Annotated in this window: 13 protein-coding genes; 6 read left to right on the top strand and 7 right to left on the bottom strand. The window is 54.8% G+C overall.

From position 1 onward, the window contains the following. Window positions 1-100 precede the first annotated feature (100 nt). The 3 genes from AB7038_RS06635 to AB7038_RS06645 all read left to right on the top strand — a co-directional run bounded on the left by AB7038_RS06635 (window position 101) and on the right by AB7038_RS06645 (window position 2022). Window positions 101-802: a FecR family protein gene (locus tag AB7038_RS06635; RefSeq protein WP_349418488.1), complete on the top strand. Its 702-nt coding sequence runs from the start codon at window positions 101-103 to the stop codon at window positions 800-802. A gap of 116 nt (window positions 803-918) precedes the next feature. Then, a complete protein-coding gene (locus AB7038_RS06640) occupies window positions 919-1260 on the top strand; it encodes a tRNA-binding protein (RefSeq protein WP_072871755.1) in 342 nt (113 codons plus the stop codon). Window positions 1261-1302: 42 nt separating this feature from the next. After that, window positions 1303-2022 carry a helix-turn-helix domain-containing protein gene (locus tag AB7038_RS06645; RefSeq protein ID WP_072871756.1) on the top strand — a complete coding sequence of 240 codons (720 nt, stop codon included), beginning with the start codon at window positions 1303-1305 and terminating at the stop codon, window positions 2020-2022. Window positions 2023-2060: 38 nt separating this feature from the next. On the opposite strand, the gene AB7038_RS06650 is transcribed toward AB7038_RS06645, so the two are convergent. The 5 genes from AB7038_RS06650 to ttrS form a co-directional block, all read right to left on the bottom strand. Continuing rightward, window positions 2061-3584 carry a peptide MFS transporter gene (locus AB7038_RS06650; RefSeq protein WP_072871757.1) on the bottom strand — a complete coding sequence of 508 codons (1524 nt, stop codon included), beginning with the start codon at window positions 3582-3584 and terminating at the stop codon, window positions 2061-2063. A gap of 394 nt (window positions 3585-3978) precedes the next feature. After that, window positions 3979-5211: a multidrug efflux MFS transporter MdtG gene (gene mdtG / locus AB7038_RS06655; RefSeq protein ID WP_439958079.1), complete on the bottom strand. Its 1233-nt coding sequence runs from the start codon at window positions 5209-5211 to the stop codon at window positions 3979-3981. 23 nt (window positions 5212-5234) lie between these two features. After that, window positions 5235-6176 carry a Kdo(2)-lipid IV(A) acyltransferase gene (locus AB7038_RS06660; protein ID WP_368888574.1) on the bottom strand — a complete coding sequence of 314 codons (942 nt, stop codon included), beginning with the start codon at window positions 6174-6176 and terminating at the stop codon, window positions 5235-5237. A 91-nt stretch (window positions 6177-6267) separates the two neighbouring features. After that, window positions 6268-6879, bottom strand: coding sequence for a tetrathionate respiration response regulator TtrR (gene ttrR / locus AB7038_RS06665; protein WP_369452989.1), 612 nt, complete (start codon window positions 6877-6879; stop codon window positions 6268-6270). Then, window positions 6870-8624 (bottom strand): tetrathionate respiration histidine kinase TtrS, encoded by a 1755-nt coding sequence (gene ttrS, locus AB7038_RS06670; RefSeq protein ID WP_369452990.1) that lies wholly within the window; start codon window positions 8622-8624, stop codon window positions 6870-6872. The genes ttrR and ttrS overlap by 10 nt, the downstream gene beginning before the upstream one ends. A 220-nt stretch (window positions 8625-8844) precedes the next feature. Here ttrS and ttrB point away from each other — a divergent pair, with 220 nt between their 5' ends. The 3 genes from ttrB to ttrA are packed head-to-tail and all read left to right on the top strand — an operon-like array spanning window position 8845 to window position 13719. Further along, window positions 8845-9582 (top strand): tetrathionate reductase subunit TtrB, encoded by a 738-nt coding sequence (ttrB, locus tag AB7038_RS06675; RefSeq protein ID WP_369452991.1) that lies wholly within the window; start codon window positions 8845-8847, stop codon window positions 9580-9582. After that, on the top strand, window positions 9582-10646 hold the full coding sequence (gene ttrC, locus AB7038_RS06680) for a tetrathionate reductase subunit TtrC (protein WP_368888570.1): 1065 nt from the start codon (window positions 9582-9584) through the stop codon (window positions 10644-10646). The genes ttrB and ttrC overlap by 1 nt, the downstream gene beginning before the upstream one ends. Then, window positions 10639-13719, top strand: a complete 3081-nt coding sequence (ttrA, locus tag AB7038_RS06685) for a tetrathionate reductase subunit TtrA (RefSeq protein ID WP_369452992.1) — start codon at window positions 10639-10641, stop codon at window positions 13717-13719. Before ttrC ends, ttrA begins: the two co-directional genes overlap by 8 nt. A 145-nt stretch (window positions 13720-13864) precedes the next feature. Here the strand turns inward: ttrA and bssS are convergent, their stop codons facing one another. Both bssS and pyrC read right to left on the bottom strand, forming a co-directional pair. Next, window positions 13865-14122, bottom strand: coding sequence for a biofilm formation regulator BssS (gene bssS, locus AB7038_RS06690; RefSeq protein ID WP_004236879.1), 258 nt, complete (start codon window positions 14120-14122; stop codon window positions 13865-13867). Between the two features lie 234 nt (window positions 14123-14356). After that, entirely contained in the window at window positions 14357-15409 is a 1053-nt protein-coding gene (gene pyrC / locus AB7038_RS06695; RefSeq protein ID WP_368888568.1) for a dihydroorotase, read from the bottom strand. Window positions 15410-15494: the final 85 nt, after the last annotated feature.

Genomic DNA, 15494 nt, shown 5'->3' on the forward strand with positions numbered 1-15494 from the left:
CCGGACGATATATGTGACGCCGGAAAAACAGATTCCGGCGCTTACAATCCGCAGGAGATTGCAGTTGAAACGCCTATTTTTCAGACAGCGGCGACGCCGTTTGCTCATCACATTACTTGTTTTCCTGGCGATTCTGGCAGGTTACGGGATATACAACGCCATTTTGATGAAGGCAAAAGGCGTTGAAGAACATTACACTCACCGGGGAGAGATTAAACAGTATTCTCTCCGCGACGGCAGCCAGCTGAAGCTGGATACCGAATCCCGCGCTGTGGTCGCCTATGATAACGGCAGCCGGGCGGTAGAACTGCTGTCCGGACGGGCGCGTTTTGCTGTCAGCGAAAACCGTGAGGAGCAGCGTCCGTTCCGGGTCACCGCCAATGGTGTGCGGGTGGAATCCGGTAACGGTAACTTTGTGGTGGATATTGCGGATAATAAAGTCTCTGTCTGCCCGCTGGATGAAACGGTCACCACGTTTTTTAACGGTAAAACCGAAACCGTGGGGCCGGGACAGCGTCTGGAAATTCTGCCGGAAGGCCGGGCGAAAGTGTTTCAGCGCAAATATACCGATATCGACTGGTTATCCGGCTCACTGGTGCTGAATAATATCCCGCTGTCAGAAGCAATTGAGATGATCAACAGCTACCGCGCGGTGCCGGTGGTTCTGCTGAATAATGATAAGAAAGACATTATTGTGGATCGTGTGCTGCATCTCAGCCGTCTGGATGAAGAGGTTGAGGAGATGATGCGCTCCCTCGGGCTGACCCGTGAATCGCTGCCGGGCTCAGAGGCTTACCGCTGAGTTGCCTGTCCGGCGATAAAATCTGACTGTCCGGCAACAGCGGCGGTGGCTGATCACCGGTATAATAGTGCGGAATATTACCCTGATTAACCGTTGTACAGCAGCCGGAGAGACCGATGACATCAGCAGAAATTGAATGGGCCGATTTTGAAAAAGTGGAACTGCGTGCCGGTGTGATACTGACCGCAGAGCTTAATCCGAAAGCCCGTAAACCCGCCTATATCTTTACTGTGGATTTTGGTGAGTTCGGTGTGAAAACCTCCAGCGCACAGGTTACCGTGTTATATAAACCGGAAGAATTAATCGGGCGTCAGGTATTATGTGTGTGCAATTTTGCCCCGAAACGGGTGGCCGGAGTGAAATCAGAAGTGCTGATCACCGGTGCCGCTAATGCGGACGGGGATATCGTTCTTGCGGAGTTTTCCCTGCCGGTACCTGCCGGTCACCGCCTGATGTAACACCCCGCCACCTGTCGTTTTCCGCACTCTCAGGGGCATTTCATGAAACGACCTGTTATCTCATTACGCACCTACAGCCGGGAGACACTGGAGCACAGTCATGATGACATGTGGCAACTGGTGCTGGGCGGCAGCGGCGCAATGGAACTGACTGTCGGCAGCGACAGCGGTTCGGTGGAGCAGGGACGGATGGCGGCGATCCCGCCGGGATATCATCATCGTTTCTGCGGCACCGGTCATAACCGCCAGGTGGTACTTGAACTGCCTGCGGACAGCCTCTTCTTCACTTCCCCTGATTCCCTGTGGTCTGTGCTGCCGGATGCCACCCGTGCTTATGTGGACTGGCTTATCTGTTATCCGCAGATGATTGAACAGCATCCGGAAAGTACACGTATCCTGCTGGCAGAGCAACTCGCGGCGCAGTTGCAGCCGGGCGGACAGAACAGGCGCTGGCTGCATACACTGACACAACAGCTGACCGCGCGTCCTGATTACCCGTGGACGGTCAGTGAAATGGCCTCTTGCTGCGCGCTGTCGGCCAGTACACTGCAACGCCGTCTGCTGGCGGCCACCGGTAAAACCCCTGCGGTTTTTCTGACAGAAATACGCCTGCGCCGGGCACATCATCTTATCTGCCATACTCCGCTGGCGCTGCCGGAAATTGCCCTGCGCTGCGGTTACAGTACCCAATCCTCCCTGACCAGTGCTTTCCGCCGCTTTTACGGCGATACACCGGCCAGTCTGCGCATAAAAAAAGGGTGAGCCGGAGCCCACCCTCTTAACACTGTATATTATTGCTGTCAGGCAGATTTGTTGTCTGCGCTTTGCAGCATTTTGCGTACCGGCACAATCAGCACACACAGAACGGCGGCGCAGATAAGCAGGGCAACAGAAACGTGTGAGAAGAAGTCCGGCAGATTCATCAGCTGATCCGGACGGACATTACCACCCATGATACCGGCTGCGAGGTTACCCAGCGCACTGGCACAGAACCACAGACCCATCACCTGACCGCGCATTTTCATCGGTGCGAGCAGTGTCATGGTCGCCAGACCAATCGGGCTTAAGCACAGTTCACCCAGGGTCAGCAGCAGGATACTGAAGGTCAGCCACATCGGGGAAACACCAGCGCTGGTTTCAATCACGCGCTCAGACGCCATCATCATCACCGCAAAACCACCCGCAGCGAACAGGACACCGAACATAAATTTGGTGATACTGCTCAGATTCATATTACGGCGCGCCATGGCAGGCCATAACCAGCTGAACACCGGAGCCAGTATAATGATAAACAGGGCGTTGATGGACTGGAACCAGACAGTCGGGATTTCAAAACCGAACAGGTTACGGTCAGTGTAATCCTTTGCAAACAGGTTGAATGATGTTGGTTTCTGTTCAAACGCAGACCAGAACAGGGCAGCGGTGACTAACAGAATAAAACAGACAAACAAGCGGATGCGTTCACTGCTTTCCAGACCGGCAAACACAAACAGGTAGATGAAGTAGAGAATAACCATCCCGGAGATGAGGTAAACCATGTTGGTGGCAACCAGCATCGGGTTGAACGGGATAACGCCGGAGGCGATCAGGACAGTGACCGCAGCGATAACCACAGCCGCCAGACCAACCCACTTACCGACATTTTTGCGCGCGACAGTCGGGCGATCCCAGCTGGAATCCAGACCCACTTCACCATCATACTGACGCATCAGCGGTACCGCATAGAAGCGGAACACCAGCAGTGCCACTAACATTCCCAGACCACCGATACCGAAGCCCCAGTGCCAGCCGAAGTTAGGAACTAACCAGCCGGTCGCCAGCGGCGCGATAAAGGAGCCCATGTTAATCCCCATGTAGAACAGGGAAAAACCGCCGTCACGGCGTGTATCGTCCTCTTTATACAGTGTACCGACCATCACCGTCACACAGGTTTTAAATAACCCGGTACCGATAACGATAAACAGCAGACCGACAAAGAACAGCTTTGGTGACCAGATTGCCGACAGGGCAATCGAGAGGTGACCGAGTGCAATGATAATGGAGCCGTACCAGACCGCCATGCGCTGTCCGAGCCAGTTATCCGCCAGCCAGCCGCCCGGCAGGGAGGTCAGGTAAATTGCACCGGCAAAAATACCGACGATAGCGGAAGCCTGTTCACGCGGAATATCCATCCCGCCTTCATAGACGGTGGCAGCCATAAACAGGATCAGTAACGGACGGATACCGTAGAAGGAGAAACGTTCCCACATTTCGGTAAAGAATAACGAGCTGAGCGGGTAAGGGTGCCCGAAGAAAGTACGTTTTTTGTTTGTTGTTGATTGCATCTGTAATTTCCCAAAGGTTTATTCCGGAGAATAAGCCTGAAAATGGTAAGGATAAACAGTTCCTGTTAACAAAATGATACTTTTGCGTATCAATAAACATCCTGTCTTATTAAAGTATTATTAACACACTTACCGTGAATCGTATTCACTTAAAGCACGTTTTCTATTTTATAAACCATTTTTTAGATGAAATGTCGACAAAAATCTCATTTCACAAGACTTATTTATACAAAATGTGATGAGGTCTATTGACAGAAGATGTGGATTATGAGGCTTACGTATATTTACAAAATTATTTTAAATCAACCAGTTAAAGTTGACTCATAACGGAAAGATGAAATTTCAGTAACAAATTGCTGACAGTGAAAAGTAACCGGATGAAAACCGGCGATATCTACCCGATATCGGCCGGTTTAATTTTCTGAACGCTCTGCGATTTTATGCACCACCACGAATAAAACAGATTAAACAGTACAACCGCAGCGGTGAAATAAAAGACAGATGCGAAGCCGAAATGAGCTGCCACCCAGGCACCCATTAACGGTCCCGTAACATTACCGGCATCGCGCAGTGCCTGGTTATAGCTGAAAATCCGCCCGGCAATTTCATGGGTGATATGATAAATAATCAGGGTCTGTACGGCGGGCAGAAGAGCGGCATTGACGGCGCCGAGCAGGAAACGCAGGGCACCGAGCTGCCAGTAATGGGTGACCCAGGCCATCGGCAGGATGACAAACACAGAGACCGCCAGCATGGTAATCAGCACTTTATCCGGCCCTATCCGATCACTCAGTTTTCCGAGTCGCGGGGCACTGATCAGCGCGGCCAGCCCGGGCACAGAGGCAATTAACCCGCTGATAAACGCCAGGTTTTCAGTATGTCCGCCGAGTTCACGGATATACAGGGTGATAACCGGGCTGACCGAGCCCGCTGCTATCTGAATACACATGGTGGTGAAAAACAGGCAGATTACCAGGCGCGGATTTTTTATCGCCGCAAAAACCTGCTTTGTGTTGAGAGCATCTTTGCGTGACACCGGCGTGAAGTTTTCGCGGACAAAAAACAGTGTCACAAAAAAGCAGATAAACAGCACGGTGGCAGTGATATAGAAGACAGGGCGCAACCCGGTGTGATCGGCCAGAAAACCGCCGATAAGCGGGCCGATGAGTGCACCACTGACAGCACCGGTGGAAAGTGTGCCCAGCGCCCAGCCGGTGCGTTTGACCGGCACCTGGGTGGCAATCAGGGCATTGGCATTCGGCACAAAGCCGCCCAGCAGCCCGAGCAGAGCGCGCAGGAACAGCAATTGCCAGACATTCTGCGCAAAGCCCATCAGCAGCATGACAATCGCCATACCGAGCGCGGAGCGCAGCAGCATCAGCTTACGGCCTTTGCGGTCAGAGAGTTTGCCCCAGAAAGGGGCAGCGATGGCAGAAAACAGGAAGGTAATACTGAATGCCGCCCCCGTCCACAGATTGAGTTCCTCATGGTCTGTCACCCCGAGCTCTTCCACATAGAGCGGCAGAAAGGGCATGATCAGGCTGAAGGCGGCGCCGGTCAGAAAACAGCCGAACCACACAACATAAAGATTTCGTTTCCAGTTACGGTTGGGGGCTTTGTTCTGCATCAGGGTAGTAATTTAATTCCTTTTTAATGGACTTTATCCCGGTCATGATAGAGGGACGGTTCGCCTTCCGGCCGTGTTTTGAAGCGCCGGTGCAGCCACATATACTGCTCCGGGGCGCGCAAAATTTCTTTTTCCACAACATGGTTCATAAAGGTTGCGGCAGCCACATCATCATCTTCCGGAAAACCGTCCGCAGGGGGCTGGATCAGCAGTTCATAGCCTTTTCCGTCCGGCAGGCGGCGCGGTGTGAACGGGATCAGAACTGCACGGCCGGCTTTGACCAGAATAGACGTACCGGTGGTGGTGGCGGCTTTCTCCACGGCAAACAGCGGGGCGAACACACTTTTGCGCGGGCCGTAATCGTGATCCGGTGCATACCACAAAATCTGTCCGTCACGCAGGGCGCGGATCATCCCTTTGACATCCTTGCGGTCGAGCATGGATTTGTTGGATCGCAAACGACCGGTGGTCTGCATCCAGTCCATCACCGGGTTATCGTTCGGACGGTAAACCCCGATGCCGGGATTGAGCATACCGAAAATCCGTGCGCCCAGTTCCAGGGTCAGGAAATGGATGCCTATCACGATAATACCTTGTCCGGATGCCTGTACTTTCTGAATATGTTCGCGGCCTTCGACCTTAAACCAGCGTTTTACCCGCCAGTCCGGCCAGAACCAGGCCATACCGGTTTCAAACAGCCCCATGCCGACGGATTCAAAATTCGCCACCACCATCGCTTTGCGCTTTTCTTCCGGCATATCCGGAAAGCACAATTGCAGATTGCGGTCAGCAATCTCCGCGCGGCGTTTGAGAAAACGCATGGACAGACGACCCAGACGGGTGCCCAGCTGGTAAATCACCGGATACGGCAGCAACACCAGCACATACAGCACGCCCAGACCAAGCCAGGTCAGCCAGTAGCGGGGATGCAGAAACGAGCGTTGAAATTCAGGAGCTGTAATCATAGTCAGACATCGTTATTGTTTAAAGCATCAGCTGATGCGGGTTCATGTAAATGATATAACACTAAATTATACGTGGTATCGGCCGCAGGTGTTAGTGTTCTGCGGTGCTGTTTTCAGCGTCCGTAATGCTGTTGAGCTGCGTGACCAGCTCCGCGAGGCTGCCCGCCGCCATTTTTTCCATCACTTTGGCGCGGTGTACTTCGACGGTTCTTACCGCGACATGGGCGATATCGGCGATTTCCCGGTTCATCAGCCCTTGTGCCACAAAACCGGCGATCTGACGCTCTTTCGGTGTCAGAGTCTGAAAACGTTCGCGGATTTGCGCGCAGGCCACGGCTTTGGCGGTCGCCGCCTCCGCCAGAGTCAGCGCCGCCTGTAACGGCTGTGTGGCAACCGGTTTTTGCAGGAAATCCACCGCACCGAGTTTCATCTGTTCAACCGCCATCGGCAGATCGCCGTGGCCGGTCAGGAATATCACCGCCAGCGTGCTTTGCTGCTCCTGAAGGATCTGATGCACACGGCAGCCGTCAAAATGCGGCATGCGCATATCCAGTAATACAATACCGTAAGTGTGCAGCGGTGCCTGTGCAATAAATGTCCGGCTGTCATTCCAGACACACACCTCATAACCGAGGCTCTCCAGTAAAAACTGACACGCCTGTGTCACAGCAACATCATCATCAACCAGGTGGATCACGGGCATGGGGATTCCTTTGTCGGTTCACTGAAGATAAGGGTAACACATAAGCCGGGCTGTTCGTCCGGCCCGGAACAATTTTCCATATGAATATCACCGCCCTGGCTGCGCATCAGACGCTGGCAGATCACCAGTCCGAGTCCGAGACCTTCCGCCCGGGTGGAGCGGAACGGGGCAAAAGGTTGCGTCAGCTGTGTTTCACCCATGCCGCCGCCGTTATCCTGCACCACCAGAATCTGCCCGCCGGGGGTGTGGTGATGCGTCACACGGATGCAGTCAGCCCCGGCCTGCAAACTGTTACTGAACAGATTGGAAAGCACCTGATCCAGCAGTGCCGGCGGTAAGTGTAATACGGCATCATGAGCAACGGTGTTATATAAAACCGCAGAAGGATATCGTTCCGTAACCCGCAGCAGTTTCCAGACCAGTTCCGGTACCGCCGCCACATTCTGCGGCACAGGTGCGCCTTCCGGGGAGGACGGGCTGTTTCCCGCCCACAGCCGCAGGTTACGGATAATACTGGCGCCGCGTTCGGCCTGGCTGTCAATCTGTGACATAACCGGCAGCAGCGGATGTGCGGGATCTTCCCGCTCCAGCCGGATTTGCGAGCCCTGGGCGTAATGGCGGATAGCAGACAGCGGCTGATTCAGCTCATGAGCAAAACCGGAGGCCATCTCCCCGAGCACACTCAGCTGTTGTGCTTTTTCCAGGTCCTGCTGCTGGCGCTGTAACTGTGAATGGGCAGCTTCCAGCTGGCGGGTGCGGCGGCGTACCCGGAAAGCGATCCACACATGATTGATACCGAGAAGCAGAAAAACCAGGGCAACCGAGCCTAACAGCCAGCTGTTTTTCCGGCTCCAGCTGATAATCTCCTGCCAGAACTGTCGTTGCTGCGGGTGCTGATTAACTTCCCTCAGCAGATTTTCCACCTGGCGGGTGGATGACGGCGCACCCCAGCGCATGGTTTCTTCGCCGTGGCTGTTAAGCAGCACCCGCGTGACTTCATCCGCCAGTTCATCCGGCACACCGCTGCCCGCCGCAAATGACCAGTTCGGGTATAATTCGCTGCTGGTCCAGCAGGGAATGGTGCTGTCGCGTCCGAGAAGCGGCCGGAAATCATCCTGGTGAATGAGTCCCTCTTTATCCATGGATTCAATCAGGCATGCCGGGACAATCGCACCGGAAATCGCCTTGTCCCGCAGCAGATAAAGCAGGGCATCAGCCGGAAAACCGGAGAACTGAAGGTGGTAATCACGCGGCGGATCGATACCCGCATCACGCAATGCTTTATAACCTAATAAATAGCCGCCGAAGGCATCCGGCGCGACAGCCCCGACTTTTTTACCGGTCAGATCTGCCGGAGTCTGATAAGGGCTCTCTTTGCGCACCAGCAGCACACTGCCGATCACGTTACGGGTGGCGTTATCCGGCTCATAAGCCGAACGCAGTGAAACCAGCCAGCGCAGGGGAAAGTTGCTGTCCAGCTGGATAAACTGTGCCGGATTGGTGAGGACAAATTGTATCTCATTATTGTGCAGCGCTTCCCGCATCTGATCCAGCGTCAGCGGCAGCAGGGTGAACTGTTCGCCGGGCAGGGCGCGGTTGAGCTGCTCTGTCAGCGGCTCCCAGTAATGACGTGTCGGCGCATCCCCCCGCAGTGCCAGCACACCGATAGTCCACTGTGCGGCAAATGAAAAAGAGGTGAAAAATAACAGTGCGGTCAGCAAACCTGTGCGTGCGGCTATCTGCATGTGTCCCCGGGCAGTGCGTCCTGTGTCTGTTTTCAGAGAAAAATCTGTTGTTTTAGATCAATGTATTCCCCGTTATGTGGTTAACCACAATAGGGGGACTCTCCGGCAATTTTTACAATCTCCATAATGACATATCCCTTTACTCAACAACATGTTTATTCCTTTTTGGTTGAGTTTGAATACGACGAGCAATGAAGTTCCAAATACACCGGAGAGCAGTATGGATCTTGGCAAACGAAAATTTCTGCAAAACCTGGGCGTCCTGACAGCAGGTACAGCCCTGGTTCCGATGGCGGAGGCAGGTCTGCATTTTTCGCCGACCCGCCGTGAAGGCGACCCGTCAAAGCGCTACGGCATGCTGATTGATTTACGCCGCTGTGTCGGCTGTCAGTCCTGTACTGTCAGCTGTTCTGTTGAAAACCAGAGCCCGCAGGGGCAGTTCCGCACCAGTGTCAGCCAGTATCAGATTCAGATCCGCAATGAAGAGGCGACCACCAACGTGCTGCTGCCGCGTCTGTGCAACCATTGTGATAACCCGCCGTGTGTGCCGGTATGTCCGGTGCAGGCTACTTTCCAGCGTGAAGATGGCATTGTGGTGGTGGATAACACCCGCTGTGTCGGCTGCGCCTACTGTGTGCAGGCCTGTCCGTACGATGCCCGCTTTATTAACCACAGCACACAAACCGCAGATAAATGCACCTTCTGCGCCCACCGCCTGGAAGCGGGGCTGTTACCGGCCTGTGTGGAATCCTGTGTCGGCGGCGCACGTATTATCGGTGACCTGAAAGATCCGTCCAGTACCATCAGCAAAATGCTCAGAGAGCATGAAGCCGCCATTAAAGTACTGAAACCGGAAAACGGCACACTGCCGCAGGTGTTCTATCTGGGACTGGATGACGCCTTTGTCAGTCCGCTGGAAAACCGCGGACAGTCCGCATTATGGCAGGAGATCCACTGATGACTGAACAAACGATGTTAATTCAGGAAGTGCTGGCCCGGCCGCAGGAAATCACCTGGCTGCCGTGGGCGGTGCAATACTTCTTTATGATAGGGATCGCCGCCTGTGCAGCTCTGTACGCCTGCTGGCAGCGCTGGCGCGGGGACAAACGGGATGCCCGCCTCGAGATGCTAGCCGTCTTTATCAGCATCACTCTCGGGATCGCCGCGCCGATGGCACTGACAGCGGATCTGCATCAGACCGCCCGTGTCTGGCATTTCTATGCTTATCCGACGCCGTGGTCGTGGATGCCGTGGGGCGCTCTGTTCCTGCCGGCATTTACCGGCTGTATCGGTCTCTATTTCCTGGCGCTGGTGGCGGACAAAATCTGGCATAAGCAATTTAAACTGACCCGCTGGGTGGCACTCGGCAGTGCCGCATTCGCCATCGGTCTGCTGCTGTATACCGGACGTGAGGTTTCCGTGGTGCGTGCGCATCCTATCTGGTTCAGTTACTGGATCCCGGTGCTGCTCTTTTTCAGTGCATTACAGGCACTGCCTGCCCTGATGATGCTGGGTGCCCGCCGTGAGCCGCAGTATCAGGCGCAACTGGCGCGTCTGCAGGTGGTTTCGTTACTGCTGCTGGCGGTGTGCATGGGCTTCTGGATCGCCGGTGACACTATTTCCGGTGCCGCTATCCGCGCTCAGCTAAGTTTCGGCACAACCGGGTGGACACTGGCGATGGGTGAAATCGTTCTGTGGATTGCCCTGATGGTGCTGGCCGTCCGTCTGCTGACCCGCCGTGGCTCAGTCGCGTATATCACCGTTCATACGCTGCTGACACTGTTCCTGACCTGGTCGCTGCGCTGGCTGCTGCTGATGCAGGTACAGACGCTGCCGAAATACAATGTTATGCACAATCCGTACAGCCTGCCGATGGGCACGGATGGTATTCAGGCCATTATCGGTACGATCGGTTTATGGATAGCCCTGGTGATTATATTCCGTGAAGGTATCCGCTGGGTTAATAACAAAGTACAGAATCAACAGAAAGTCGCGCAGGACGGGGGTGTACATCATGGCTAAGTCAACAAGACGTCAGTGGTTAAAAGCAGGTTTGGCGATCGGCGGACTGGCAGCGTTCGGTTACAGTTACCGCGATGTGGCGAAACGCGCCGTCGACGGGCTGATGAACGGTACTTCCGGTAAAGTGACGCTGCACCGCATTAACGGCAACTCGCTGATCCCGGAAGGGAATGCCCTGAAAGGCTGGCAGGCGGAAAACGCACAGGCGGTCTCAATGACCCAGTGCTTCGGCTGCTGGACGCAGTGCGGGATCCGCGCCCGTGTTGACCGCGAAACCAATCAGGTGATCCGTATTGCCGGTAACCCGTATCATCCGCTCTCTCACGACCACCATATCGCCTATAACACGCCGCTGGCGGATGCCCTGAAAAATATGGGCGGCGAAAGCGGCCTGGAAGGACGTTCCACCGCCTGTGCCCGTGGCGCAACTCTGATGGAAGGGCTGCACAGCCCGCTGCGTATCCTGGAGCCGATGAAACGCGCCGGTAAACGCGGCGAAGGTAAATGGCAGCGCATCAGCTTTGAACAACTGATAAAAGAAGTGACGGAAGGCGGTGATCTGTTTGGTGAAGGCCATGTTGACGGGCTGCGTGCGATCCGTGACCTCGATACGCTGATTGACCCGGCACAGCCTGCTCTCGGCCCGGTGGCAAACCAGTTACTGGTGACCAACGCCGGGGATGACGGGCGCGATACCTTTATCCGCCGTTTTGCCCAGAATGCCTTCGGCAGCAAAAACTTCGGTGCACACGGTTCATACTGCGGGCTGGCTTACCGCGCCGGTTCCGGTGCACTGATGAACGACCTCGATAAAAACGCCCACGTCAAACCGGACTGGGATTATGTGAAGTTTGCCCTGTTCCTCGGCACTTCTCCGGCACAGTCCGGTAACCCGTTCAAACGCCAGGGGCGTCAGCTGGCGAATGCGCGGATCCGCGACAACTTTAACTATGCGGTGGTTTCACCGGCACTGCCGCTGACCACCACGCTTGCCAATGACCACGGGCACTGGATCCCGGTCACACCGGGCACGGATTCCGCGCTGGTGATGGGGATGATCCGCTGGATGATTGAGAATAACCGCTATAACGCGGAGTATCTCGCCGTTCCGGGGGAAGCCTCCATGAAGCGTGTTGGTGAGAGCAGCTGGACAAACGCGACTCACCTTGTCATTACCGATGATGCGCATCCGCTGGCCGGTCAGCATCTGACTGCTGAAGCCCTGAACGGGCAAACATCTGAAGAACCGGTGTATATGGTGCTGACAGAGCAGGGTGAGCTGGTTCCGGCGGACAACTGCGACCGCGCAGTACTGGAAGCCAGTCAGCCGGTCACGCTGGCAGACGGCACCACGGTGAATCTCAAGAGCAGCTTCCTGCTGCTGAAAGAGTCCGCACAGCGTTTTACCCCGGCAGAATACAGCGCCCGCTGCGGCGTACCGGAAGAAACAATTGCCGCACTGGCGAAAACACTGACCTCATACGGCCGTCAGGCGGCAGTCATTTCACACGGCGGGATGATGTCCGGTAACGGATTTTATAACGCCTGGGCGGTGATCATGCTCAACGCGCTGATCGGTAACATGAACCTGAAAGGTGGTGTTTCTGTCGGCGGCGGTAAGTTTAACGGTGCCAATGACGGCCCGTGCTACAAAATGGACAGCTTCCCGGGCAAAGTGAAGCCGAAAGGCATGAACCTGGCACGCAGTAAATCGGTCTATGAAAAATCTGATGAGTACAAAAATAAAGTCTCTGCCGGTCAGAACCCGTATCCGGCCAAAGCACCGTGGTATCCGCTGGCAGCCGGTCAGCTGACTGAGCAGCTCGGCTCTGCGCTGGAAGGGTATCCGCACAAACTGAAAGCCTGGATCACCAATATGACTAACCCGCTGTACGGTATTGCGGGGATCCGTCAGGTGATGGAAGAGAAGCTGAAAGACCCGGCACATCTGCCGCTGATTATCGGTATCGATGCCTTTATGAATGAAACCACCGCGCTGGCGGATTACATTGTGCCGGATACCCACAACTTTGAAAGCTGGGGATTCAGTGCGCCGTGGTCCGGGGTGCAGACCAAAGCCACCACCGCCCGCTGGCCGGTTGTTGAGCCGCGTGTGGCAAAAACGGCGGATGGTCAGCCGGTCGCCATGGAATCCTTCTGTATTGCGGTGGCGAAAGCCCTGAACCTGCCGGGATTCGGCGACAACGCTATCGCGGACAATGACGGCAACACCTGGCCGCTGAACACAGCAGAGGATTACTATCTGCGTGTGGCTGCCAATACCGCCTTTATGGGCGAAAAACCGGGGCCGGAAGCCAAAGAAGCGGATATCCGTCTGTCCGGGGTGGATCGCATCATGCCTGCCATGCAGCAGGTGCTGAAAGCAGAGGAAATCAGCCGTGTGGCTTATCTCTTCAGCCGCGGTGGTCGTTTTGCGCCGTATGAAAAAGGCTGGGACGGGGAGAAAACCGGGCCGCAGTGGAAACAGCCGCTGCAGATCTGGAACGCGGAAGTGGCACAGAACCGCCATGCCATCACCGGCGAGCGTTTCAGCGGGTGTCCGGCCTATTATCCGCCGCGCCTGTCTGACGGCAGCGATATTGACCGCGTTTATCCGGCGGAAAGCTGGCCGCTGAAACTGATGTCCTTTAAATCCCATGTGATGAGCAGTTCAACCACCATGATTGAGCGTCTGCACCATGTGAAACCGTCAAACCTGGTGGCGATCAACCCGGCGGACGGCGAGAAGTTCGGCGTGCAGCACGGGGATCTTGTTCGCATCACCACGCCGGGCGGCAGTGTTGAAGCGCAAATCAGCCTGCTGACCGGTGTGATGCCGGGCGTGGTGGCGATTGAACACGGTTACGGACATCACGAAATGGGCGCACGTCAGCACTATCTTGACGGCGAAGCGCTGGCGATGGATAAACGCATCGCGTCCGGCATTAATATCAACGATCTGGGCTTTGCTGACCCGACCCGTCAGGTGGCGAACACCTGGCTGGACTGGGTAACCGGAGCCTCTGTGCGGCAGGGACTGCCGGCGAAAGTGGAACGGATTTCCGCAGCCTGATAACACTGTCTGCCTCAACCCATCATCCAACAATTATAATAAGTCGTAATGCAATACCTCTGACCACCTCCGGGTGGTCTTTTTTTTTTGCCGCAGAAAACACAAAGGACACCGAATGGTGTCCCTCTTGTGCGGTCTTTGCGTGTCAGTGTCTGATATTGTCTGACTGATTATAATATTCGCCGGACTCAATTTTATCGATACCGGCCTGAAGTATGTCAATCAACTGGCGGGCGACATCGGTCGTCAGCCACATGGTTTTATCCACTTCTGCATGTTCGGGAGACTGGGACTGATCCTGCAGATAATGCAGGCGCAGCATCATGGCGTCGTAACTGTCGACGGTACTGATATCCCATCCGATAACCGGATGAGTCTGGATCACGGTTTTTTTATCGTTCATGGAACCTCCTAATCATACGGCAAGATGGTTAAGTATCTCTGACTAAGAGCTAACGTCCCGTTAACAACGGGTGATATCAGTATAAGGTCTTTTTGCAAAGTAAAAAGGGGGGGATCAAACTTTTATTATGCAAAAAACGGCAAAAATGCCTTCTCTGAACATAATAATAGTGCAATAAGATGGTTTTCGCCTTATTGCACTAAAAGCCCGGGGGTTATAACGGGTTTGTTTTGCTTAACGACAGGTTTTAACATCCCAGCGGGCATCGGTTCCGGCCAGGAAAGGCACTAAAATATCCTCTGCACCGTTAATGGTTTCCGGGGTGATAATCTCCTGACGGGTTAATTCGATAAAACCGTCATTGACCGGCAGACCATAAAACGCCGGGCCGTTCAGTGAACAGAATGCCTCAAAGTGCTCCAGTGCGTTCAGTTCCTCAAATACCGTGGCATATGCGGCCAGCGCGGTCGGGGCATTGAACACCCCGGCACAACCGCAGGAGGACTCTTTACGGTGACGGGCATGCGGGGCGCTGTCCGTGCCTAGGAAGAACCGTTTGCAGCCGCCGGCTACTGCCTGACGCAGTGCTTCCCGGTGCACATTACGTTTCAGGATCGGCAGGCAGAACAGATGCGGACGCACACCGCCGACCAGCATATGGTTGCGGTTAAACATCAGATGCTGCGGTGTCAGTGTGGCGGCGACATTATCATCCCCGTCCAGCACATACTGAGCAGCTTCTTTGGTGGTGATATGCTCGAACACCACTTTCAGTGCCGGGAAATCACGGCGCAGCGGGATCATCACATCATCAATAAAGCGGGCTTCACGGTCGAAAATATCAATATCGGCGTGTGTCACTTCGCCGTGTACCAGCAGCGGCATACCGTTGCGGGACATCATCTCCAGCACCGGATAAATATTGCGGATATCTGACACGCCGTGTGCGGAGTTGGTTGTCGCATTCGCCGGATACAGTTTACAGGCGGTAAACACACCTTCGCGGAAACCGCGTTCAATCTCAGCCGGGTCTGCGTTATCGGTCAGATAGCAGGTCATCAGCGGGGTGAAACTGTGCCCCTGCGGTACGGCGGCCAGAATGCGTTCACGGTACGCAATGGCGGCATCAGTAGTGGTGACCGGCGGAACCAGGTTCGGCATCACAATGGCGCGCCCGAAAAACTCACTGGTGAAAGGCACAACAGTACCGAGCATCGCACCATCACGGAAATGGATATGCCAGTCGTCAGGACGGCGGATTTTCAGGGAAGTAACAGGATGAGTCATTGAACCGGCTCCGAAATAAGTAAAGGATAACCTGATGGCGGGTGCCATAAGCCGGAAAAGAATGATAGAACGATTCGCCGGTAAA

The sequence above is a fragment of the Morganella morganii genome, from assembly GCF_041099235.1.
Classification (GTDB): Bacteria; Pseudomonadota; Gammaproteobacteria; order Enterobacterales; family Enterobacteriaceae; genus Morganella; species Morganella morganii_E.

Bases quoted from the DNA above. Each gene is read 5' to 3' on its own strand.
- AB7038_RS06640 (WP_072871755.1), top strand. From the start codon at position 919: ATGACATCAGCAGAAATTGAATGGGCCGATTTTGAAAAAGTGGAACTG.
- AB7038_RS06645 (WP_072871756.1), top strand. From the start codon at position 1,303: ATGAAACGACCTGTTATCTCATTACGCACCTACAGCCGGGAGACACTG.
- AB7038_RS06650 (WP_072871757.1), bottom strand. From the start codon at position 3,584: ATGCAATCAACAACAAACAAAAAACGTACTTTCTTCGGGCACCCTTAC.
- mdtG (WP_439958079.1), bottom strand. From the start codon at position 5,211: ATGCAGAACAAAGCCCCCAACCGTAACTGGAAACGAAATCTTTATGTT.
- AB7038_RS06660 (WP_368888574.1), bottom strand. From the start codon at position 6,176: ATGATTACAGCTCCTGAATTTCAACGCTCGTTTCTGCATCCCCGCTAC.
- ttrR (WP_369452989.1), bottom strand. From the start codon at position 6,879: ATGCCCGTGATCCACCTGGTTGATGATGATGTTGCTGTGACACAGGCG.
- ttrS (WP_369452990.1), bottom strand. From the start codon at position 8,624: ATGCAGATAGCCGCACGCACAGGTTTGCTGACCGCACTGTTATTTTTC.
- ttrB (WP_369452991.1), top strand. From the start codon at position 8,845: ATGGATCTTGGCAAACGAAAATTTCTGCAAAACCTGGGCGTCCTGACA.
- ttrC (WP_368888570.1), top strand. From the start codon at position 9,582: ATGACTGAACAAACGATGTTAATTCAGGAAGTGCTGGCCCGGCCGCAG.
- ttrA (WP_369452992.1), top strand. From the start codon at position 10,639: ATGGCTAAGTCAACAAGACGTCAGTGGTTAAAAGCAGGTTTGGCGATC.
- bssS (WP_004236879.1), bottom strand. From the start codon at position 14,122: ATGAACGATAAAAAAACCGTGATCCAGACTCATCCGGTTATCGGATGG.
- pyrC (WP_368888568.1), bottom strand. From the start codon at position 15,409: ATGACTCATCCTGTTACTTCCCTGAAAATCCGCCGTCCTGACGACTGG.